Below are 20,604 nucleotides of genomic sequence, written 5' to 3'. Positions count from 1 at the left end.
TACCCACAAGATCGTTAGGTACTTTGGCGGCAGCCTGTTTTCTCAATTTACCTAGCGGTCTATTCAATGAAAAAAACGTTACTAGTTACGGCACTATCCAGTGCGATACTTCTTTCAGGATGTGGGGAGCAAAATCAGGGACAGAAACACATGCCAGCATCGCTTGTCGTCACGGAGCAAGCATCGGTTATTCCTTATCAGCAAAGCAAATCTTATATCGGGCGAGTCGAAGCGATAGAAGACACAAATATTACTGCACAAGTTACCGGTTATCTTAAATCCCGTCATTTTGAAGAAGGTCAGATGGTTGAAAAAGGCCAGCTACTCTTCACTATTGAACCTTCTTCGTTTGAAGCTCAGGTCGCCAGCGCAAAAGCAGCATTAGCACAAGCTAATGCTGAACTTAAAAAAGCTGAGTTAGACTTTCAACGAGGAAAAAATCTTTTACCCAAAGGCAGCATCTCTCAATCTGAATTCGACAATCTCAATGCTGCGCTATTAGGCGCAAAAGCCCAAGTTGAAGCGGGTAATGCTCAGTTAAATTTAGCCAAGGTTAATTTGTCTTACACGCAGATCCGTGCGCCATTTTCTGGTCGTATCAGTCAAAGCAAGGTCAGTACGGGCGATTTGGTTTCGCCTCAGTCAGGTATTCTAACCACACTAGTCAGTTTAGACCCAGTGCATACTCGTTTTAGCATCAGTGAGCGAGAGCGTTTAGAAATGGGTATAGACCGTATGAAAGGTGACGGTTCTGCTGATGTGGTTGAAGTGCAAGTTGTATTAGAGAATGGTCAGCATTTTGAACATTTGGGTCAGCTAGATTTCCTTGGCAATCGCATTGATTTAAACACGGGCACTATCGCTATGCGTGCTCAAGTCCCTAACCCAGATTATCGTCTCTTACCTGGCCAGCATATCCGTGTTGAGCTTAGAGAAAAGCAACCGACAGATGTGGTTGTGGTTCCACGCCGAGCGGTGCAAACCGACTTGGAAGGAAACTTTGTTATGGTAGTAGCTGAAGGCAATATTGCTGAGCGCCGTAATGTTGAGCTGGGTCGCCAACTAGAAGAGGGTATTATCGTGACCAGTGGGGTGAATATAGGGGATCAAGTGATCACTCAGGGCTTACAGCGAGTTCGTAATGGTGCTCCTGTGCGCATAAATGAAAACACAGACGTTGAGTAGAGGAGCTTAAATGTTAAGTCGTTTCTTTATCCAGCGTCCAAAATTTGCGCTGGTCATCTCAATTATATTGACTCTGGCTGGAGCAATATCACTCGCCGTTTTACCTATTGCTGAATACCCAAAGATTAGCCCGCCGTCAGTGAGTGTTAGCGCTTTCTACACCGGTGCGAGTGCGGAAGCGGTTGAACAGGCGATCGCTGACCCAATAGAAACATCCGTCAATGGCATTGAAAACATGATTTATATGTCTTCGAAAAGTGCCAATGACGGTTCGTATAGCCTCAATGTCACATTCGATGTTGGTACTGATCCAGATATGGCGCAAGTCAATGTTCAGAACCGAGTCGCACAGATCGAGTCGAAGCTGCCTCAGGAAGTGCGTATGGTTGGGGTGACTGTCAAAAAGCGTTCACCGGACCTTTTGATGGTTCTGAACTTTTACTCACCAAATGGTAAGTACAATGATCAGTTTTTAATCAACTATGTAAACTTGAATCTGAAAGACCAGCTAGCGCGTGTTAAAGGGATCAGTGAAGTTAACGTATTAGGTGGTGGTGAGTTTGCTATGCGTGTCTGGCTTGACCCAGAGAAAATGGCAAATCTGAATTTAACCACCAGTGATGTTCACTCTGCTTTGGCAGAGCAAAATGTTCAGGTTGCAGCAGGACGAGTTGGTTCAGCGCCTTACAGCAGTGCGCAAGAAGTGCAGTTTAACCTTGTGACTAAAGGTCGATTGGAAAGTGTTGATGAATTTGAGAACGTTGTATTACGAGCCAATAGTGATGGCTCAACGGTCTACCTTAAAGACATTGCACGGGTAGAGCTAGGCAAAAAATTCTATGACGGGACTGGAAAATTCCGCGGACAGGATGCGTCAATAGTGACACTGTCACTCCAGTCTGATGCGAATGCCCTAGAAAGTGGAAGGGCGGTGATGGAGCTACTTGATAGTCTCAGCGCTAACTTCCCAGAAGAAATGGCTTACGAGACGAGCTATGACACTACAGTGTTCGTTGCGGAGTCGATTAAAGGCGTAGTCAAAACCTTAGTCGAAGCGATTTTGCTGGTTATTGCCGTCACCTATTTGTTCCTTGGTAGTGCTCGCGCCACGTTAATACCGGTTATTGCTATCCCGGTCTCTCTGATAGGCACTTTTGCCATCATGCAGTTAACGGGTTTCACGATAAATACAGTAACGCTGTTTGGATTAATATTGGCAATTGGTATTGTGGTTGATGACGCTATTCTGGTGATTGAAAACGTTGATACAACAATGGCGAAAGATCCGTCCATTAGTACACGTAAAGCAACATTGATAGCGATGAAAGAGGTGACGGGGCCTATCATTACCTCAACACTCGTGCTTCTCGCTGTTTTCCTTCCTGTGGCGATGCTTCCGGGAATAACTGGCATCATGTATCGCCAGTTTGCACTCACGATTTGTATCTCTGTGGTTATTTCATCGATCAATGCTTTGACATTATCTCCTGCACTTTGCTCTTTAGTACTAAAACAAGGTGGTGGCAATACGGCACGCTGGTTTAAGGCATTTAATAGTGGCCTTGAGCGAATAACCACACGCTACGGTCAAATTGCCGGCTATCTGGTCAAGAAGTCACTATTGCTGGTGGTGTTTTTCGTTGTTGCGGTAGCAGCTGTGAGTTTCTTCGCCAAAACAACGTCTACAGCTTTTGTACCTCAGGAAGATAAAGGTATTTTGCTTGTTAACGTTCAACTTCCTGATTCTGCATCATTATCCCGCACTGAGTCTACAACGGCTCAATTGGCTAAGATGATTGAACAGGAGCCGGGCATTGACGGTATCACAGTCGCGAATGGGTACTCATTCATGACGGGAGCCGCCGCTTCCAATGGGGCGTCGCTCTTTATCAAACTTCATGATTGGGAGACTCGAAATGGGCTGGATGGAGAACACTCAGCGGCTGCCATCGCCAACAGAATCAATGGTCGAGCTGTAGTTGAGCTTCCGCAAGCGGTAGTTTTTGCTATGGGCCCGCCTGCAGTGCCGGGGATGGGAGCTGCATCTGGATTTGAATTCGTCTTAGAAGATACGCTTGGCAGAAGTCGCAGTGATCTTGCTGTTGTGATGGATCAAGTCATTGCTGAAGCGAATAAACAACCGGAAATTGCACGTAGCTTTAGTACATTCCGAGCTAACGTTCCACATTACTACGTTGATATTGATCGAGAGAAGGCTCAGCAACTTGGGATTCCACTATCGAGCATTTTTCAAACGCTACAGGGCAACTTAGGGTCGCTATATGTCAATGACTTTACGATGTTTGGTAAGAACTTCCGCGTGACGATGCAGGCGGATGCAGAGTACCGCACAGGAATGGAAGATTTAGAGCGCTTTCACGTGCGCTCGTCAGCTGGAGAGATGATTCCACTCAGTACATTAGTAAGCTATGAGCAGATATTCGAGCCGGATGTGGCATGGCGTTATAATATGTATCGAAGTGCGATTATTCAGGGGCAACCTGCACCGGGGTACTCAAGCGGTGATGCAATTGAAGCCATGGAACGTGTCGCGGCTGAGATATTGCCTCAAGGCTATCAGTACGAATGGACGGGGATGGCTTATCAGGAAGTGCTTGCAGGCAACCAAGCAATATTTGCCTTTGCTCTGGCTTTGATTTTTATTTACCTGTTTATGGTAGCGCAGTATGAAAGTTGGAGTATTCCTCTAGCTATCATTCTGGTGGTGCCAATCGCCACTTTAGGATCGTTCTTAGCTCTGAACCTGACTGGAACACCACTTAACCTCTATGCTCAGATAGGTTTGGTTCTCTTGATCGCTCTCGCAGCTAAGAACGCAATTTTGATTGTTGAATTTGCAAAAGTTGAACGAGAAGATAAAGATGCGCCAATTGCCGAGGCTGCCGTGAAGGGGGGAAAACTGCGATTTAGGGCAGTGAATATGACATCTTGGTCGTTTATTCTGGGTATCTTCCCGTTAATTTTTGCTGTGGGAGCAGGGCATGTAAGTCAAAACTCATTGGGTATCTCTCTCATTGGCGGTCTGCTGTGTGTTTTGCTTGCGGGAACCTTCTTGATCCCAGGCTTTTACGCGCTTGTTCAGCGTCAACGTGAAAAAGTCCATGGTGGTAATACTAAACGGCTTCCCTTAGATGATGAGTAAGCCAACGAAATAATGCAAAATCCCCTTAGCAGAAGCTAAGGGGATTTTTGATATTAGTCTTAAAATTCCAGTGTCGTTACAGGTATTTACTCTGTGAGGTATTTGTCCATCTCATGTTGTGGAACCATACCGCCACCTGTTGCCCAGACGAGATGAGTCGCGTTTTCCAAAGCGGATTCAGATAAGCTCAATCGAGCCAAATACTCGCGATCCTTGCAAGCAATGATTGGGCCTTTCATGCCAGCGAGCGCAGAAGGTTCAAGTTCAATGCCCTCTGTTTTCTTTAGCAGCTTTAACTGTGCGAAAAGTGTATCGTCCGCAACAGTGTAGTAGCCATCGATCATGCGCTCCATTGCTCTACCGACGAACCCAGATGCTCTGCCAACTGCCAAACCATCCGCTGCGGTTATATTGTCTAGACCGATGTCTTGAACGGAAATTTGATCGTGTAGCCCAGTATGTACTCCGAGTAACATACATGGCGAGTGTGTTGGCTCTGCAAAAATGCAGTGCACATGATCGCCAAATGCCAACTTAAGACCAAAAGCCACCCCTCCTGGGCCTCCACCGACACCGCAAGGCAAGTAGACAAATAAAGGGTGCTGTTCATCGACGTGAATATTCATATTTTCAAATTGCTTTTTGACTCTTTCACCCGCTACCGAGTAGCCAAGAAACAGTGTTTTGGAGTTTTCGTCATCAATGAAAAAGCAATTGGGATCTTGCTCGGCTTCCAAGCGTCCTTGTTCGATGGCAACGCCGTAGTCGCTATCATATTCTCGTACAGTCACACCATGTTCTCGAAGCTTTGTCTTCTTCCATTCTCTTGCATCCGATGACATGTGCACAGTGACTTGAAAGCCTAGGCGAGCACTCATGATACCGATGGACAGTCCCAGGTTCCCTGTCGAGCCAACGGCAATACTAAAACGAGAGAAGAAGTCGCGTAATGGTTGAGTATCGAGTATTTGGTAATTTTCATCTTTACGGAGTAAACCATGACTCATGGCGAGTTGCTCGGCATGGGTCAAGACTTCATAGATACCACCCCTTGCTTTGACCGAGCCTGAAATGGGCAAATGGCTATCCATTTTCATCAAAAGTTGACCAGCAATCTGGGTTTGATAAGTCGCTTCCAACTGAGACTTCATGGCAGGGATTTCATAAATGGGGGATTCGATAATGCCATTAGTCTTTGCTGTTTCAGGAAAGACTTTCGCTAAATAAGTGGCAAAGCGTTGTAATCGCTGTGAAGCATCCAGTGAATCTGATTGTGTTAAACCCACAAAGGGGAGGGCTTCTTTTGTGCTGGTTATATTGGGGTTAAACCAGCTCGTTTCTTCATATTGAGTTAAACGGTTAATGAGAGGGTACTGAACTAAGAGGTCATCCATAGAGCAATCAACAGGTAAGAAATCATAACTCAATGTAACGCTTGAACTCTTTGGCTGGCAAATAATACTTTTTCACTAAGTGTGAATGATGCTGTCGAAATAGGATTGGCAAACTTTTTTGTACATGATTAACAAAATACTAATATAAACATGGGATTAACTAATATCGAGCGATATATTGGTTGCAGGCATTAACCATAAAGGACTTGATATGCAGCTTGAATTACTTAAAGAAGGTCACAGGGAGAAACTTCTTGAGTTCGAGCTTCAAAACAGAGAATGGTTTGAAGCCAACATCCCTCCTCGCGAGATAGATTTTTACTCACAGAAAGGTGTTCAAGAACACATCCAGATGTTCCTGCTTGAATTTACTGCGAAGACACTGATTCCGATGCTGATTGTTGAGGATGGTGAAATTCTCGGACGCGTGAATGTATCCAATATTAACCGCCGAAAAAAGGTTGCACATCTTGGCTATCGTGTGGGTAAATCTTTTACGAACCGTGGTGTAGCAAAATTCGCAGTGTCCAACATTATTCAAGCTGTTGAAGAAATCGGAGTGAAGACGTTGATCGCCTATGCGTCGACTGAGAACGTAGCGTCTCAGAAGGTATTGATAGCTAATGGGTTCAAGCAGAATAAGGTAGTAAATCATTACGCAGAGATGAATGGAGAGCCTATAGACTGTATTGAATTTCAGTTACGTATCGCTTGAGGAACAATGAATGATTAAGCAAGTAGGTCAAACCACGATCAAAGAGTATCATAAAGCGACTTGCCATTGTGGCAAGGTTGAAATGGAGCTACACCTTCCCTTGGGTATCGATAAACCTCGGCGCTGCGACTGTTCGATTTGCAGAAGAAAAGGGGCGATTGTTGCGTCGGTGAAGCTCAATGGGATACGAATAGTGAAAGGGCAAGAGCTGCTAAAGCTTTATCAGTTTAATACGGGGACGGCAAAACACTACTTTTGCTCTGAGTGCGGAATTTACACCCACCATCAGCGTCGCTCAGACCCATCTGAATATGGGTTCAATGTAGGGTGCTTAGAAGGTGTGAACCCCTTTGAATTAGGTGAGATTGTCACTCACGATGGGGTTAATCATCCGGCTGATCGATAACATAAAATGAGGAACTATCATGAACTTTCCAATCAATGCATCTTGTCAGTGTGGGCAGGTTTCTTACCAGCTTAGCGCTGCGCCTTTAAAGGTCATTGCCTGTCATTGCCAAGAATGTCAAAAGTTATCGACTAGCCCATACAGTGTGACGGCAATGGTTAGAACCCAAGATATCAAGTTCAAGGGGGAGTTGAGTGAATGGCATCGCATCGCTGAGAGTGGCAACAAAAACTTTGCCAAATTTTGTCAGGGATGTGGCAATCGTGTTTACCACTACAACCCAGATGATATGGCGACCATTAAACTCAAGCTGAAACCTGTAGGTGCCGAATATAACGCTATCTTTGAGCCAGAAATGCATGTTTGGCTAAGTGAAAAGCAAGATTGGGTGTACATTCCCAAGGGCGTTGCATGTTTTGATAAGCAGCCTTAATTCCGAAGCTGTGCTCATTTACCTGCTTTCTTATCTATGAACGAATTCAGATGCTGAATGTGAAGTCACAGAGCTCAGTGAGCTAAAAATCCCCAAGCCAATGCTTGGGGATTTTATGTGAAGAGAAAGCTAAAATTTCCTTTAGAAATTGACAGAGCGTTTAACCAAGTGACGGCAGAACGCCCATGGTAATGAGCAGTTGGGCTGCCACAATAACAAAGCCAATGGTGCCGCTAATCATAAGGCCTGCGTTACCACCAAAAACTTGGTAACTGTCTTGCGTGTTCTCTGCAATGCGTGCCCTTTTCACCATCATGATGGGTAAGAATATGGCTAAAACTGCCAGTGCAATCGCAGCATAACCAAGTGCCATGATAAACCCCTGAGGATAGAACAAGGCGAAGCCCATTGGAGGAACAAAGGTGATGGCACCGACAATAGCTCTGTTAGAAGAAGCGTTTTTCTTCTTGAAGCTGTCTCCCAAGAACTCAAATAACCCTAAGCTGACACCGAGGAAAGAAGTTAACAGCGCTAAATCCGCAAATACACCGATAGTCTGACCAAGACCTGATTGGTGGACTTTGGTCGACAACGTTGAAATCAGTCCACTTAGGCCTTGGTTATCGACCAACGCATCTTGGCTTACCACACCAAGGGTTACAATTTGCCAGAAAACGTAAATGATCAAAGGAATAGAAGAGCCCACTATAATGGCTTTACGCAGCGAAGGTGTATTGCCATCTAGGTAGTTGACGATAGCGGGAATGCTTCCATGAAAACCGAATGATGTAAAAATAACAGGGATAGATGCGACGATAAGTCCTTGCTCAATAGGCATATTAAGCAGGTATGATTCTGTTACGTTTGGTGCAAGAAATGTCAGCACCATAGCCATCGCGACAAGCTTGATTGTGAATAAAACACGATTCACTTTATCGACGGTACTCGTACCTATGGTAACGACTGAAGCGACCACAATGGTGAAGATCACCGTTGATGCTGTCCCTGTGATTTCAAGGCCAGTGAACTGCGCAAGACGCTCGCCAAATTGAGCCCCGCCACCTGCAATGTACGCAGCACAAAGTGAGTAAAACAGAAACAGCATAGAAAAGCTGGCAACCCACTTACCTTTTTGCCCAAGGAACTGCTTTGCAAGAGTGTGTAAAGTCGCACTTGAATCAGCGTGCTGGTGGAGTTCCACCATCAAGAGAGCGGTATAAGCCATTAATGCCCAAAGCGCGACCATAATGATTAGAGAGGTAGCAAAGCCGATTCCAGCTGAAGCAAGTGGTAGAGCGAGCATTCCAGCACCGATTGTAGTGCCTGCGATGATCAAAGTGCTACCCAGAACTTTTGAATTAGTCATGTACGTTAATCTTTACGTTTTTGAAGTAACTTAGTGCTAAAAACTATGTTAAGCACCAATTTCATTATTGAAAAACTAGTATTTCGCCATTTTGTAGAATTTAAGAGAGCATTTCAAGTGCTTTGTACATATATATATCCAGTGATGTAAATTTTTTTATACGTTATTGGTGGTTGAATCTGCGTAATAAAGATGCAAACGATTACTTGCGATAAAACTCATATCACTATGATTATTTACTTTGTTCTTTCAAAAAACTGTCATATAAGTGGTTTAAAAAGGAGCAATAGGCCCTATATTCATGTTGAGACTTGAAAACAGGTCTATAAAATTGTTTGTTATTAAGGAGGTCAGAATGAGTGACCAAACATTGAACGAAGAATGCCTTGAATTGCTGGATGCTATGGAGATTGGTTTTGAACTGTCAGATTATGAGCAGTCAATCGAAGAGCTAGCTGAAGAAATCTTCAATAAATAATCGTTCGTTTAAATCAACACTCAAGTTGATTACAGAAAGAGCCAGTGCAAATGCGCTGGCTTTGTGCTTTTATGGAGTTAACGCATCCAACAAAGCAGAGTCATGAATTATCTTGCCCACCTGCATATTGCTCAGCATTGCCAGTCGAGTTTATTAGGGAATTTGCTTGGAGACTTTGTCAAGGGGAACCCTACACATCGGTATTCACCACGCATAGTTCAGGGCATCAAGCTTCATTGATTTGTTGACAGTACGACAGACAGCCACGCTCTTATGCGACAAGCAAGGCAATACTTTGGCGGCAAAAGCCGACGATTTTCAGGCATTGCACTGGATATGTTTTGGGATCATTGCCTTGCTTCAGAGTGGCCGCGATACCATAAGCACAGATTGAAAGATTTCTGTGATGATGCAGAGCGTGTGGTGCGAATAGAGTCCCCAGAAGTACTGCCTGAGCGTTTTGTCATAGTCAGCCAAGCGATGTGGCAAGGCCGGTGGCTTGAATCCTATCAGGAACTTGAGAACATCGAGTACGCTCTGCAAAGAATGTCGACTCGTTCACCAAGAATGGGGGAGCTATCACGTTGTTTTGCTACGTTAGATCAGCGTTATCAACCATTGAAAGAAATTTTCCATAGCTTGTACCCAGAGATACTAAACGATGCAAAAAGATTCTGATAGAATCGGCAGCCCAGTTTCACTTGGAAAGTCACCATGTCCTCATTTAAACAGCTTGGCCTGCCTCAAACACTTATTTCTTCCGTAGAGAGATTAGGTTTTAACACACCTACACCTATTCAGGAGCAAGCGATTCCTCATGTACTTGAGGGGAAAGACATCCTTGCCGGAGCACAAACCGGAACGGGGAAAACAGCCGCGTTTGGATTGCCGCTGTTAAGCAAATTACTGAATGAACAAACGGTTCGTGATCCACAATCGAATGACGTTTTGGCCCTAGTCGTGGTGCCGACACGTGAACTGGCGCAGCAAGTATTTGACAGCTTAACGGCTTATGCGAGTACAACTGAGCTTAATATTGTGACCGCCTATGGGGGGACTAGTATGAATGTTCAGACGCAAAACTTAAGACAAGGCTGCGATGTTTTGATTGCAACGCCTGGACGTTTATTGGATCACCTTTACTGTAAAAATATCAATCTCAGAAAAACAGACTACTTGGTATTGGATGAAGCAGACCGAATGTTGGATATGGGGTTCATGCCTGATATTCAACGAATATTGAAAAAGCTTAAGCCTGAACGTCAGACTTTATTCTTTTCCGCCACTTTTGATCAGCGTATTAAAACCATTGCCTACAAGCTGATGAACGACCCTGTTGAAATCCAAGTCACACCTTCAAATAGTACTGCCGAGACCGTTAAACAAATGGTTTATCCTGTCGACAAGAAGCGAAAGGCCGAGCTGCTGGCGTATCTCATTGGTTCACGAAATTGGCAACAGGTTTTGGTCTTTACGAAGACTAAACAGGGTAGTGACGCGCTGGCAAAAGAGCTCAAGTTGGATGGTATTAAAGCAGCATCAATCAACGGAGATAAAAGCCAAGGTGCTCGTCAAAAAGCGTTGGATGATTTTAAATCTGGAGCCATCAGAGCTCTGATCGCCACAGATGTAGCTGCGCGAGGATTAGATATTAGTCAGTTGGAACAAGTGGTTAACTTTGATATGCCCTATAAAGCTGAAGATTATGTCCATCGCATTGGGAGAACAGGTCGCGCGGGTAAAGAGGGACTTGCTGTCTCTCTTATGAGCAAAGATGAAGAGTATTTATTAGAAGCAATAGAGCGGCTGTTGGATTCACGTTTGCCCCAAGAGTGGTTAGAAGGTTTTGAGCCTAGCTTGAATGAGCCAGTGGAATCTGAAAGAGAGCGAGGTGGAAGGCGACAAAGCCGTTCCTCAGAAAAGAGAAAAATGAAAGCAAAGCTGAAGATCCACGCGCATCGTGGCAAGAAGAAATAAGCTCGAATAAAAAAGCGCTTCGTTATGAAGCGCTTGTTCGCTGTTATATCAGAAACTCACTTTTATTTAGAGGTCTGGAATTCAGCAACGGCTTTATCCATTTCACTGGCTTGTAGCGAGACTCTATCAACCTCAGAGAGGCAATTTTGCGCTGAGTGCATGTTACCCTCTGAAATAGTGTTGAGCTCAGTAATTGACTCACTGACTTGGTTCATTACGATACCCTGCTCTTCAATCGCAGAGGCAATACGTTCAGAGTTGGCCTGAATGTTTGTCATGTCGGTGATAATCTGACCTAAACTTTCATCCAATGTTTCAGATGCACCTAGTGTTTGTTGTCCTTGATCGTTACATTGATCGATATTAGTAACCACAGTGGCCATTTGAGTTTGAATAGCCGTGACCACTTTGGTTATCTCTTCGGTTGATTGATGAGTGCGACTTGCAAGGGCTCGAACTTCATCAGCGACGACTGCAAAACCGCGTCCTTGTTCACCAGCACGTGCTGCTTCTATTGCTGCGTTTAGTGCTAACAAGTTCGTTTGTTCGGCGATACCTTGAATGATGTTGACGGCATCCCCTATCTTATCAACATGATCGTTTAGAGAACTGATTGACCCCTGGCTGTCCGACAAAATTTGCGACAGTTGGCTAATATTCTTAACCGTCTCTTCCACAACTTCTCGGCCATGTTGAGCATTGACTGAAGCTTGTTGAACGCCTTCGACAGCTACAGCGGTACTTTCTGAGATTTCGTTAATCGTCGAAACCATCTCTTGTACAGATGTTGCCATAGTTGATGTGTGGTCCGCTTGAACATGGAATTGCTCTATAACGCTCTGAAGCTCGTTGTGCATACTTTGCGTACTTTGGGATAATTCTGAAGATTTTGATTGTGTCCCTGAGATCAGCTCTTCCAGCTTATCTAGCAAGCGGTTGAAATAGTTGCCGATTGAAACGAGTTCGTTATTACCAGAAAGCTGGGAGCGCAGGGCGACATTGTTCGTTCGGGCAATTTCTTGGATGATTGAAAGTAGAGCGGCAACTTGCACGTTGATAGAGCGAGAGATTTGGAAGATAAAGCCAAGGATGAAGAGTACAACGGCAATACTGACCCCTTGTTTGATCAGGTTGAGTTCTTTTCTAGTGATCTCACTTTGTTCATCCAGTGCTCCTGAGAAAGTCTTGAACTGTGTTTCTACAGCATGGGATAAACCTCGAGCTTCACCGAGTAAGCCTTCGTTGTATTTTAGGCCAATGGTTTTCTTTTGGGCTATCACTTGATTGGCAGCGTTAGCTAGCTGACTAGCATTACTTGGTAGTAACTGGGGATTAACTTCACCTTTTGCCACGAGCGCATCAAATTCAAACAGATCGACTAACTGATCACTCGATAATGAACGCCTTAATGTTTTAAGCTCGGCATTGTAGCGTCCTATAAGCTTTTCTTCTGGCTTGAGCCCAAGAGCATCAAAAGCATTAACAAGGCGGGTAAACCCATTTTGATATTTCAAAATATCTTGTCTTACTTGTGAGCTTGAAGGTAAATCGTTATCGTCAAGAATAGGAGCTAACTCAGATTCGAGATCAAGAAAGATATCCATATTCTTATTAAACTTATCGAGGTATTTCATATCTTTCCTAAGAAGAAAGTCTTTTTCATTTCTCCTTAGATTGAGAAGGCGAATTTCCAGCTTTGCCACGAGTAAATTCGCTTTATTAAGTTGATTGGTGGTTTGGGCAAGTTGAGAAGTTGCTAAAAGTAATGAAACAACCCCTAAAATGGCGACTGCACCTAATGAATACAGTTTATTCTTGATATTCATGGGACTACCTGAGTTAATTGAGCGGTTAGTTTGTTGACTTCTTTTTGAAGAGTAGTTGCTATTCATATATATATCAATTGATATAATCTTGATGAATAATGATTGATGCTATCAATGCTTAGAGCGGTGAATATCAAAATGTTAAAACAATTGGAGCAATATCAAGGTTTAATCTTTGATATGGATGGAACCTTAATCGATACCATGCCAGCACACCTTAAGGCATGGGCGGTGACTGCACGTGAATTTGGCTTTCCATTTACGCAAGACTGGCTACATAGCTTAGGAGGTATGCCAAGCTATAAAATCGCGACTGAAGTAAATAAAAAGCATGGATTGTCGTTAGATCCTATGGAGGTATCGAAATTCAAAATGAAGGCATTTGCAGGGCTTAATGACTTTGGTCTACCAATTGATTCAACCAACCACATTTTAAACCATTTCCATGGTAGAAAAAAAATCGCGGTAGGCACAGGCAGTCAGCGAGAGAGTGCTTTAAGGTTGCTTAAAGAAAGCCAAATCCTTGATAAGCTAGATACCTTGGTTACGGCAACTGACGTCGTCAATCACAAACCAAACCCTGACACTTTCTTAAAAGCGGCTGAACAACTTCAACTCACACCTAATCAATGTATAGTATTTGAAGATACTGAATTGGGCAAAAAAGCTGCCCATGCAGCAAACATGGACTGTGTGATGGTGGAAGGGGCTGAGTTGGTTTTTTATCCTTGCTCAGCAGAGTGAAAAGAGCCGCATAGAGGCTCTTTCAGTATGAGAACTTATCTGTCCCAGTACGCTTCTTCCAAGCTATCTTCACGCTCAGGAAGAGCACGAGCCAAACGAGGGGAATGCTGAGTTAACACTTCATAACTGACTCGGTTAGCGTATTTGCAAATTTGAGATAGCGATGAATACGTCAAATATGGCTGATCATGCTTGGATGAGTTCGGTACGTTGACTTGGTGATGGCTGTTTGCCGCCATATCATGTAAAAGTGCCGACAGTGCCGCGTCTCCTGCGCCATTGGTATTCTTAATCTCTAGAGGACCACCAAGGTAAGGGCCAATATGAGAATAGACTTTCACCGGTGTAGCACAATCTTTTTTGCGCATAGCACGGCTAAACTCATATTTGTTGAATTCAGGAATGTTACCCGGTAGTAATGGCAATTCTGTTGTGCGCTTTACTGAATCTTCAGTGTAACCTGCCATATATAATCCAACAGGGCCAGAAGTACACAGTACCAAGTCAACCCATTCTAACGCTTTGTCTGCGGCTAGAAGCGGATCTTTCTCACCAGTTAATGCTTCGCCTTCTTCCTCGTTCATTGCAACGATGGAAATGTTTTCTTTAATGTAGTCCTGCCACCATTTCGCATTGCCTTCGATCACCCATTTTGTACCCAGAGTCAATACGACAGGGACATTTTTAGATTTAGCAATTTCGATTGCTCGAGCCACAGCTTGAGGCATTGGATCTTCAGGGTTTCCGCGCATTAGGTATGACGAAACGACCAAAGCGGAGGCTTTGTCGAAGACATCTTCCGGAATGCTGTCCGGACGAAGCTTATTCATGTGGCCTTCGTTAATGGCGAAAGTGCGCTCGCCATTTTCTGAAATGAGCGTATAGCAGCGACCAATAGAGCCTTCTACCATTTGCAGGTGATTAAGGTTCATACGTGAAGAAGTACGGCATAGGTAACGATAGGCAAAAGAGCCGACTTCGATCTTCTTTGACATCACACCCAAGAGTACAGACTTGCTGTCGGCAAGTACTGAGTAGTTGTGTAATGTATTACCAATAGTATCGCCAGGGTACTGGTGTGTAATTAGTTCACGCTGTACCAGTTCATCATATAAAGCATCCGCTTTGCTCTCTTCTAACACGAGAGAGTGCCCTTTACTCAAGTCGTATTTAGCGAGGAAATCGTCGTCCACACGAGCTTCTATATCAACGATTGTCTGACCAACACCAACGATGATTGGTCGGTAAAGCTTAGGTGTTTGCTTCATTTGGTTGACAAGAGGATCACGAGCGTGAGTCGGGAAATAGTGCTTAGATTTGCGCTGTCCGGGAAACTTCATTTTAAGAGTGCGGTTAGAAATTTTCGCGCATCATATCACATCAAAATAAGATTGCTTTCATTTTTGTTACACAAAAAAGAGCCAAACTGAAACGTTTGGCTCTTTTTCGTCTACTTTTTCGTAGTGTGGATACCGTATGCCTTTGTACCCCACAATGGCACGGTTGAAAGGCTATGCTTGAAGCTGCCAGATGTCTCTTTCGTCGAATATGACAAGTACATCAGTGTTTGGTTTTCGGCATCAAAAATTCGACGTACCTTCATGCTTTTAAAGAAAATACTTTTCGACTTCTTAAATACCACTTCGCCACTTTTTGATTTATCAATGGCCGCTAACATTTCAGGGGTAATTTCCCCTGTTTGACGACAAGAAATTGAACTATCACTTGGATCTGCGAGGCTCAGGTCGGCTTCAATAGAGGCAATATGGCAGGTAACACCTGTAACCACCGGATCCTTGAGGTGATTCAGTTTGATGTCTTTTAGTGTGAACAAGCCTAGGCTGACATCGCCAACTTCGCTATTGTCACAGGCTGTTAAACCTAAGGCCAGCAATGATACGGTCGCGATTTTTTTGAACATGATGTGAGTTGTCCTAATGATTGAATTCCGTTTGTGAACTTGCCTAGTTTGACACAGATGACAGCAGATATCCTTAAAATACTTGAGACATCAGATCGTTATCGCTAAGCTTCACGGTAATGACACATAAAATACAGTAGTCACCCAGTATGACCGAAAGTGTGAATCCAATTGTTGAGGTCAAGAACCAATGGCTAAGTCAGCACGTCGATGTAGAGTTTCCGACTCAAGAAAGCCTTGCGGGGAGAGCTCTGTTTCTAGAAAAAAGCGCAGATAGTCAGTTCAAAAAACTGGATGATAAGCTTGATGCTGGTACTGATTTCGTTACGCAAGATATATATAAGGTGGACTTTCATCGTCTGACGGTGATGTTCTCTTTACTTCAGTCGAAAAGGTGGGAACAGCTGCGGGATCAAGAGCTGATAGTTGAGTTTTTGAGCCAAATTATCTTCTCAGAGCCATGCGATCTTTATGTAGGTTTTCAAAATGGAGAGCCCACTGCTGCAGCTATTGTAACCAAACTAGACAACACATTATTGATTTCTGATGTGGTGTCATGTGCTAGCGAGCCTACTGCATTTATTGCCTCTTTACTGGGTCACCCCAGCGTAGAAGCATCACTATTCTCGAATATATACATCGAATCATAAAGCCTATAACGATAGTATAGACACGGTTATCCGCATACCAATTAACGCTTCTTTTTAGTCCACTTGGTGTTATTAGTATTGAATTCATGCAATTAGCATATCAATTAGTGACACGTCCGGTATTTTTATCATCAACTAAGTGGTATTTGATTGAAGTGTTAACCCCATCATTCCAATCTCAGTTACCTCGCATAGTATTTGACGAGTACCTTATAGAAAGGAAACTGGAATGGGTAAACCTCAGACTCAATGTGTGATCTTCGATTGTGATGGAACCTTAGTGGATAGTGAAAGGCTTTGTTGTCAGGCACTTTGCGATGTGTTCAATCGATACGACGTTCACTTGTCTTTAGAGACGGCAATAGAGCATTTTGAGGGAGGTAAACTGGCCGATATTCTTACCGATATGCGAGATCGGTTAGACCTGAATGTTTCATTGGACGAACTCGAGCCAATATATAGAAAGTCTCTGGAAAAGCGGTTTGAGGCCGACTTAAAGCCAATGGAAGGAGTATTTGATGTTATTCAATACTTAGAAGCAAAAGGCATTGAGTATTGTGTCGCTTCAAATGGTCCAAAAACAAAAATTGAAAAAACACTGCAAATCACGGGTCTGTTGCCCTATTTCAAGGGCAAGATCTTTTCAGCGTTTGATACCAATAGTTGGAAGCCTGAACCTGACTTAGTCCATTATAGTGCGATGAATATGGGATTTAGTCTCAACGAATGCATCTATGTCGATGATACGCCAAAAGGGTTGGAAGCAGGGATACGAGCAGGAGTTAAGACAATCCACCTAGTCGGCCTTAACAATAAGGTTCATTCAGAAAATATTGTGAGAATTAAGACTCTAAAAGAGTTAGAAGCTTTGCTCTAGTGGAGCCACGCAGTTAGGCATAAATATGTTTTGTTCGTCTTCTCGTCTCTTTTGCTAACGGCTTTTTAAATACCGAGTACCTAACTTCCAGTGTGACTTGAACAACGAGTATAACGAACGCCTTTTGCTCAAAGTGCTCGTCAATTATCCCGCAAAGTCTGGTTTTTAACCGTTTGAATCAAAAAGACAAAATTTTTATTGATCTCAAATCTCAATCCGTTAAAGTACGCCTCGTTCTCACGGCACAGGCCGGTGAGAGATGGTGTTACCATCGCATGATTGCGTTGCCCTGGTGGTGGAATTGGTAGACACAAGGGATTTAAAATCCCTCGGCGTTCGCGCTGTACCGGTTCAAGTCCGGCCCGGGGCACCATCTAAAAAATGAGGCGCGTTGGCAGAGTGGCTATGCAGCGGATTGCAAATCCGTGGACCTCGGTTCGACTCCGGGACGCGCCTCCATTATCTTTGAGAATACAGTAACCAGCTTAGGCTGGTTTTTTTGTATCTGCGTATCGAAAAGCTCATTTTAGAGAGTAGCGATATTACTATCGGATGATTGTTTTCCTATTAGCTTTGTCTCTTTGGCTCATTACTTATAGTTGGTAGTTCCAACCTATCCGCCTCTTCGTAATATAAAAGTTACCTTTTACGGTGACTGATTGAAAAATCGAACCACAATGGTCATAAACTGCACGGCATTGGTGCAGACTTAGTATGGTAACCTAATTAACTACCTGAAAATTATGATGTTATTCGATGGCATTACATTTGCTGTAGAGCTGATTGGAAAACAACAACGTCACGGGCAAAGAAGCCTCCTTCACTAAAGCAGTGGAGGAGGCTTTTTTATTTCAAGGAGTGAGTGATGACAACGGAATGTATAAATACAGCCTGTCCTTATTGCGGAGTCGGCTGTGGGGTGAAAGTCGATAAAGGGAAGATTGTAGGTGACGATGCGCATCCTGCGAACAAAGGGGCGCTTTGTGTGAAAGGTTCAGCGTTAGCTGAGAGCCTCAATATGCCGTCTCGTTTGCTTTACCCTAAGTTCAATGGCAAAGAAATCAGTTGGGATGAAGCGACAGATGTGATTGCAGGAGCCATGAACAACTCAATAAAAACGGAAGGTCCTGATTCTGTTGCGATGTATGTATCGGGCCAGCTTCTGACTGAAGATTATTATGTCGCAAACAAGCTGATGAAAGGCTTCGTTGGCAGTGCAAACATTGATACCAATTCACGGCTTTGCATGTCTTCTGCTGTAGTGGCACATAATCGTGCGTTTGGGGAAGATGTGGTACCAGTCAACTATAGCGACCTAGATAAAGCTGAACTCATTGTTATATGCGGCGCGAATACCGCATGGACACACCCAGTGATCTTCAGGCGTATCCAGCAAGCAAGAGAAAAAAATCCAAAGCTGAAACTCGTTGTGATTGATCCTCGAAAAACGGTAACGGCTCAACAAGCGGATCTGCATCTTTCTATCCCCAACGATGCTGATATCGCGCTTTTCGATGGGCTTATAAGGCACTGTATTGACACTGGCTGCTTGGATACTGAATTTATTGAGCGGAACACCTCAGGCTTCAACCAGTTAGCGGACAAGCTCAAAAGTTCCAAATTCACTCTCGCTCAACTGAGCGATACACTTGGTATTGATAAACAATCGCTGTTGACATTTTATCGCTGGTTTAGCGAAACACGGAAAGTGGTTACGGTATTTTGTCAGGGTGTAAACCAGTCACAAACTGGTTCAGACAAAGGTAATGCGATCATTAATGCGCATTTAGCCACTGGCTCTATTGGTATAGAAGGCGCAGGACCGTTTTCGATTACTGGTCAGCCCAATGCCATGGGTGGGCGTGAAGTTGGCGGGCTGGCCAATCAGCTAGCGATTCATCGCGGCTTCGACCAAGAATCGATTGATGCTATCAAAGCGTTTTGGCGCTCACCTGATATTGCGACCAAACCGGGATTGAAAGCGGTAGAGATGTTTGAAGCGGTTGAACGTGGTGATATCAAGGTTATCTGGCTCATGGCGACGAATCCCGTGGTATCCATGCCGGATCATGACTACGTCCGTCGAGCATTGGAACGCTGTCCAATGGTCATTGTTTCTGACATCACGCCTGATTCGGATGTTGCGAAATACGCCAATCTCCTTTTACCGGCCGCTGGCTGGGGAGAAAAGCAGGGCATGGTCACCAATTCAGAAAGACGCATAACTCGGCAACGTCGATTTATTCAACCACCTGGGTGTGCTAAGCCAGACTGGCAAGCGATTTGTGAAGTGGGCAAGAAGCTTTGTGAGCGAATGGAAATAGCAAACGGATTTGGTTTCTCCAATGAGGTGGAAGTATTTAGAGAGTTCGCCGCCATGACAGGATTGAATCAAGACTCATCGTTGATGCTTGATCTCTCTGAGCACGCGGATATTTCCGAACAAGAATATGACAATTGGAAACCTCAGCAGTGGGGTAAAGACAAGCCATTTTCAGATGGGAAGTTTAGTTTTCCTGATGGTAAGGCAAAATTTGTTGTCAGTGACCAGATGCCAGAAGCTCAAGCCCCCCACTGGTGGCTCAATACAGGTAGGCAGCGAGACCAGTGGCATACGATGACACGGACAGGGCACATTGCCCATCTGGCCGCTAGTGAGTTGGAGCCTACGGTTCATATGAGCCAATTATCCGCTGATCTGTTAGGTGCTAAAAAGGGTGAGTTGGTTAGAGTCGTGAACGGTGCCAACAGCATACTGGCTAAAGCCACGATTGAAGACAGCCTGCCGATAAAACAGCTGTATATGTCGATGCATTGGGCTGGAGATTATGCTGGAAATAGTCAAGTTAATGCGGTGGTAAGCCGCTTAGTCGACCCTCATTCTGGGCAGCCAGCTTTTAAGTCCAGTCGTGTTGAAGTATTGCCAGAGAAGATTGCTAGCTACGGTTTGTACATTGGTGCTCAGTTCTCTAAAGAGTCTTTTGCTTACTGTGCATTTCAGGCGGAAAAGCAGTCTGGCATTTGGCGATTTGCTAATACAAAACGCGTATCCAAGTCTTATGGTCAGAAATCTAACCAACAGAGGATCATGCTTGATCTGCCAGTAGGCTGGCTGGCTTTTGATTATGAAGAGACCTCAAGTTGCCGAATTGTCACTTCTATCCTTGTTGTCTCCCCCAAGCCTGTTGAAATTGACTACACCAAACTGATTGATTTGATTGGTAAACCACTGTCATTTGCTGAGCTAATTACGGTTGCTTCAAGTGAGAAGTCCAGCCAACTGGTATGTAGCTGTTTTCGAGTTAGCGACAAACAGATTACTTCTGCTTTGGAGAGCGGTCGTTGTCACAATGTTTCCCAATTACAAAATCAGCTCAAATGCGGCACTAATTGCGGCTCGTGTATTCCTCAGGTTGAAGCGTTAGTGAATGAGCATAGTGCTAAGACAGCAGTGATGAAATAAAGGGGC

16 protein-coding genes, 2 tRNA genes and 1 pseudogene are annotated in these 20,604 nt (G+C 44.2%); 14 read left to right on the top strand and 5 right to left on the bottom strand.

The features are described 5' to 3' along the window. Positions 1-66: 66 nt before the first annotated feature. Positions 67-1,185, top strand: coding sequence for an efflux RND transporter periplasmic adaptor subunit (locus L1D15_RS03740; protein WP_239874716.1), 1,119 nt, complete (start codon positions 67-69; stop codon positions 1,183-1,185). 10 nt (positions 1,186-1,195) lie between these two features. After that, positions 1,196-4,348, top strand: coding sequence for a multidrug efflux RND transporter permease subunit (locus L1D15_RS03735; protein WP_239874715.1), 3,153 nt, complete (start codon positions 1,196-1,198; stop codon positions 4,346-4,348). 86 nt (positions 4,349-4,434) lie between these two features. Here the strand turns inward: L1D15_RS03735 and L1D15_RS03730 are convergent, their stop codons facing one another. After that, a complete protein-coding gene (locus L1D15_RS03730) occupies positions 4,435-5,742 on the bottom strand; it encodes a D-serine ammonia-lyase (protein WP_239874714.1) in 1,308 nt (435 codons plus the stop codon). A gap of 211 nt (positions 5,743-5,953) precedes the next feature. Here L1D15_RS03730 and L1D15_RS03725 point away from each other — a divergent pair, with 211 nt between their 5' ends. Genes L1D15_RS03725 through L1D15_RS03715 form a run of 3 tightly spaced genes read left to right on the top strand, consistent with a single transcriptional unit; the run spans position 5,954 to position 7,296 of the window. Further along, the gene (locus L1D15_RS03725) at positions 5,954-6,457 is read left to right on the top strand and encodes a GNAT family N-acetyltransferase (RefSeq protein WP_239874713.1); all 504 of its coding nucleotides are present in this window, start codon (positions 5,954-5,956) and stop codon (positions 6,455-6,457) included. A gap of 10 nt (positions 6,458-6,467) precedes the next feature. After that, positions 6,468-6,863, top strand: coding sequence for a GFA family protein (locus tag L1D15_RS03720; RefSeq protein WP_239864190.1), 396 nt, complete (start codon positions 6,468-6,470; stop codon positions 6,861-6,863). Between the two features lie 19 nt (positions 6,864-6,882). Then, positions 6,883-7,296 carry a GFA family protein gene (locus tag L1D15_RS03715; RefSeq protein ID WP_239874712.1) on the top strand — a complete coding sequence of 138 codons (414 nt, stop codon included), beginning with the start codon at positions 6,883-6,885 and terminating at the stop codon, positions 7,294-7,296. A 160-nt stretch (positions 7,297-7,456) separates the two neighbouring features. Here the strand turns inward: L1D15_RS03715 and L1D15_RS03710 are convergent, their stop codons facing one another. Next, on the bottom strand, positions 7,457-8,662 hold the full coding sequence (locus L1D15_RS03710; protein WP_239874711.1) for an aromatic amino acid transporter: 1,206 nt from the start codon (positions 8,660-8,662) through the stop codon (positions 7,457-7,459). A 355-nt stretch (positions 8,663-9,017) separates the two neighbouring features. Between L1D15_RS03710 and L1D15_RS22025 the strand changes: the two genes are divergently transcribed. The 3 genes and pseudogenes from L1D15_RS22025 (at position 9,018) to L1D15_RS03700 (ending at position 11,117) form a co-directional block, all read left to right on the top strand. Next, positions 9,018-9,140, top strand: a complete 123-nt coding sequence (locus L1D15_RS22025; RefSeq protein ID WP_006960927.1) for a hypothetical protein — start codon at positions 9,018-9,020, stop codon at positions 9,138-9,140. 102 nt (positions 9,141-9,242) lie between these two features. Continuing rightward, positions 9,243-9,818, top strand: a pseudogene (locus tag L1D15_RS03705) (ACP phosphodiesterase). Between the two features lie 36 nt (positions 9,819-9,854). Then, complete coding sequence (locus L1D15_RS03700; protein ID WP_239874710.1) at positions 9,855-11,117, top strand: DEAD/DEAH box helicase; 1,263 nt, start codon at positions 9,855-9,857, stop codon at positions 11,115-11,117. A gap of 62 nt (positions 11,118-11,179) precedes the next feature. On the opposite strand, the gene L1D15_RS03695 is transcribed toward L1D15_RS03700, so the two are convergent. Further along, positions 11,180-12,943, bottom strand: coding sequence for a methyl-accepting chemotaxis protein (locus tag L1D15_RS03695; RefSeq protein WP_239874709.1), 1,764 nt, complete (start codon positions 12,941-12,943; stop codon positions 11,180-11,182). A 138-nt stretch (positions 12,944-13,081) separates the two neighbouring features. Here L1D15_RS03695 and L1D15_RS03690 point away from each other — a divergent pair, with 138 nt between their 5' ends. Continuing rightward, a complete protein-coding gene (locus L1D15_RS03690; RefSeq protein WP_239864182.1) occupies positions 13,082-13,687 on the top strand; it encodes a beta-phosphoglucomutase family hydrolase in 606 nt (201 codons plus the stop codon). Between the two features lie 35 nt (positions 13,688-13,722). Here L1D15_RS03690 and L1D15_RS03685 read toward each other — a convergent pair whose 3' ends face one another. Both L1D15_RS03685 and L1D15_RS03680 read right to left on the bottom strand, forming a co-directional pair. Next, positions 13,723-15,027, bottom strand: coding sequence for an inosine/guanosine kinase (locus L1D15_RS03685; protein WP_239874708.1), 1,305 nt, complete (start codon positions 15,025-15,027; stop codon positions 13,723-13,725). 110 nt (positions 15,028-15,137) lie between these two features. Then, positions 15,138-15,608 (bottom strand): CreA family protein, encoded by a 471-nt coding sequence (locus tag L1D15_RS03680; RefSeq protein WP_239835173.1) that lies wholly within the window; start codon positions 15,606-15,608, stop codon positions 15,138-15,140. 149 nt (positions 15,609-15,757) lie between these two features. On the opposite strand from L1D15_RS03680, the gene L1D15_RS03675 reads away from it, so the two are divergent. The 5 genes from L1D15_RS03675 (at position 15,758) to L1D15_RS03655 (ending at position 20,598) form a co-directional block, all read left to right on the top strand. Further along, positions 15,758-16,258: a flavodoxin gene (locus L1D15_RS03675; protein WP_239864180.1), complete on the top strand. Its 501-nt coding sequence runs from the start codon at positions 15,758-15,760 to the stop codon at positions 16,256-16,258. Between the two features lie 229 nt (positions 16,259-16,487). Then, positions 16,488-17,135 (top strand): HAD-IA family hydrolase, encoded by a 648-nt coding sequence (locus L1D15_RS03670; protein WP_239864179.1) that lies wholly within the window; start codon positions 16,488-16,490, stop codon positions 17,133-17,135. 286 nt (positions 17,136-17,421) lie between these two features. Next, positions 17,422-17,508: transfer RNA gene (locus L1D15_RS03665), tRNA-Leu, on the top strand. 12 nt (positions 17,509-17,520) lie between these two features. Next, positions 17,521-17,594: transfer RNA gene (locus L1D15_RS03660), tRNA-Cys, on the top strand. Between the two features lie 406 nt (positions 17,595-18,000). Next, positions 18,001-20,598: a nitrate reductase gene (locus L1D15_RS03655; RefSeq protein ID WP_239874707.1), complete on the top strand. Its 2,598-nt coding sequence runs from the start codon at positions 18,001-18,003 to the stop codon at positions 20,596-20,598. Positions 20,599-20,604 lie beyond the last annotated feature (6 nt).

The sequence above is a fragment of the Vibrio sp. Isolate25 genome (genome assembly GCF_022398025.1).
In the GTDB taxonomy this organism is placed as follows: Bacteria; Pseudomonadota; Gammaproteobacteria; order Enterobacterales; family Vibrionaceae; genus Vibrio; species Vibrio coralliilyticus_A.
This window is presented reverse-complemented; position numbering and strand designations above follow the sequence as displayed.

What these genes read in the sequence shown, in the direction of transcription:
- L1D15_RS03710 (WP_239874711.1), bottom strand. Translation starts at nt 8,662, where the DNA reads ATGACTAATTCAAAAGTTCTGGGTAGCACTTTGATCATCGCAGGCACT.
- L1D15_RS03675 (WP_239864180.1), top strand. Translation starts at nt 15,758, where the DNA reads ATGACCGAAAGTGTGAATCCAATTGTTGAGGTCAAGAACCAATGGCTA.
- L1D15_RS03735 (WP_239874715.1), top strand. Translation starts at nt 1,196, where the DNA reads ATGTTAAGTCGTTTCTTTATCCAGCGTCCAAAATTTGCGCTGGTCATC.
- L1D15_RS03680 (WP_239835173.1), bottom strand. Translation starts at nt 15,608, where the DNA reads ATGTTCAAAAAAATCGCGACCGTATCATTGCTGGCCTTAGGTTTAACA.
- L1D15_RS03695 (WP_239874709.1), bottom strand. Translation starts at nt 12,943, where the DNA reads ATGAATATCAAGAATAAACTGTATTCATTAGGTGCAGTCGCCATTTTA.
- L1D15_RS03655 (WP_239874707.1), top strand. Translation starts at nt 18,001, where the DNA reads ATGACAACGGAATGTATAAATACAGCCTGTCCTTATTGCGGAGTCGGC.
- L1D15_RS03700 (WP_239874710.1), top strand. Translation starts at nt 9,855, where the DNA reads ATGTCCTCATTTAAACAGCTTGGCCTGCCTCAAACACTTATTTCTTCC.
- L1D15_RS03670 (WP_239864179.1), top strand. Translation starts at nt 16,488, where the DNA reads ATGGGTAAACCTCAGACTCAATGTGTGATCTTCGATTGTGATGGAACC.
- L1D15_RS03685 (WP_239874708.1), bottom strand. Translation starts at nt 15,027, where the DNA reads ATGAAGTTTCCCGGACAGCGCAAATCTAAGCACTATTTCCCGACTCAC.
- L1D15_RS03730 (WP_239874714.1), bottom strand. Translation starts at nt 5,742, where the DNA reads ATGGATGACCTCTTAGTTCAGTACCCTCTCATTAACCGTTTAACTCAA.
- L1D15_RS22025 (WP_006960927.1), top strand. Translation starts at nt 9,018, where the DNA reads ATGAGTGACCAAACATTGAACGAAGAATGCCTTGAATTGCTGGATGCT.
- L1D15_RS03720 (WP_239864190.1), top strand. Translation starts at nt 6,468, where the DNA reads ATGATTAAGCAAGTAGGTCAAACCACGATCAAAGAGTATCATAAAGCG.
- L1D15_RS03690 (WP_239864182.1), top strand. Translation starts at nt 13,082, where the DNA reads ATGTTAAAACAATTGGAGCAATATCAAGGTTTAATCTTTGATATGGAT.
- L1D15_RS03725 (WP_239874713.1), top strand. Translation starts at nt 5,954, where the DNA reads ATGCAGCTTGAATTACTTAAAGAAGGTCACAGGGAGAAACTTCTTGAG.
- L1D15_RS03740 (WP_239874716.1), top strand. Translation starts at nt 67, where the DNA reads ATGAAAAAAACGTTACTAGTTACGGCACTATCCAGTGCGATACTTCTT.
- L1D15_RS03715 (WP_239874712.1), top strand. Translation starts at nt 6,883, where the DNA reads ATGAACTTTCCAATCAATGCATCTTGTCAGTGTGGGCAGGTTTCTTAC.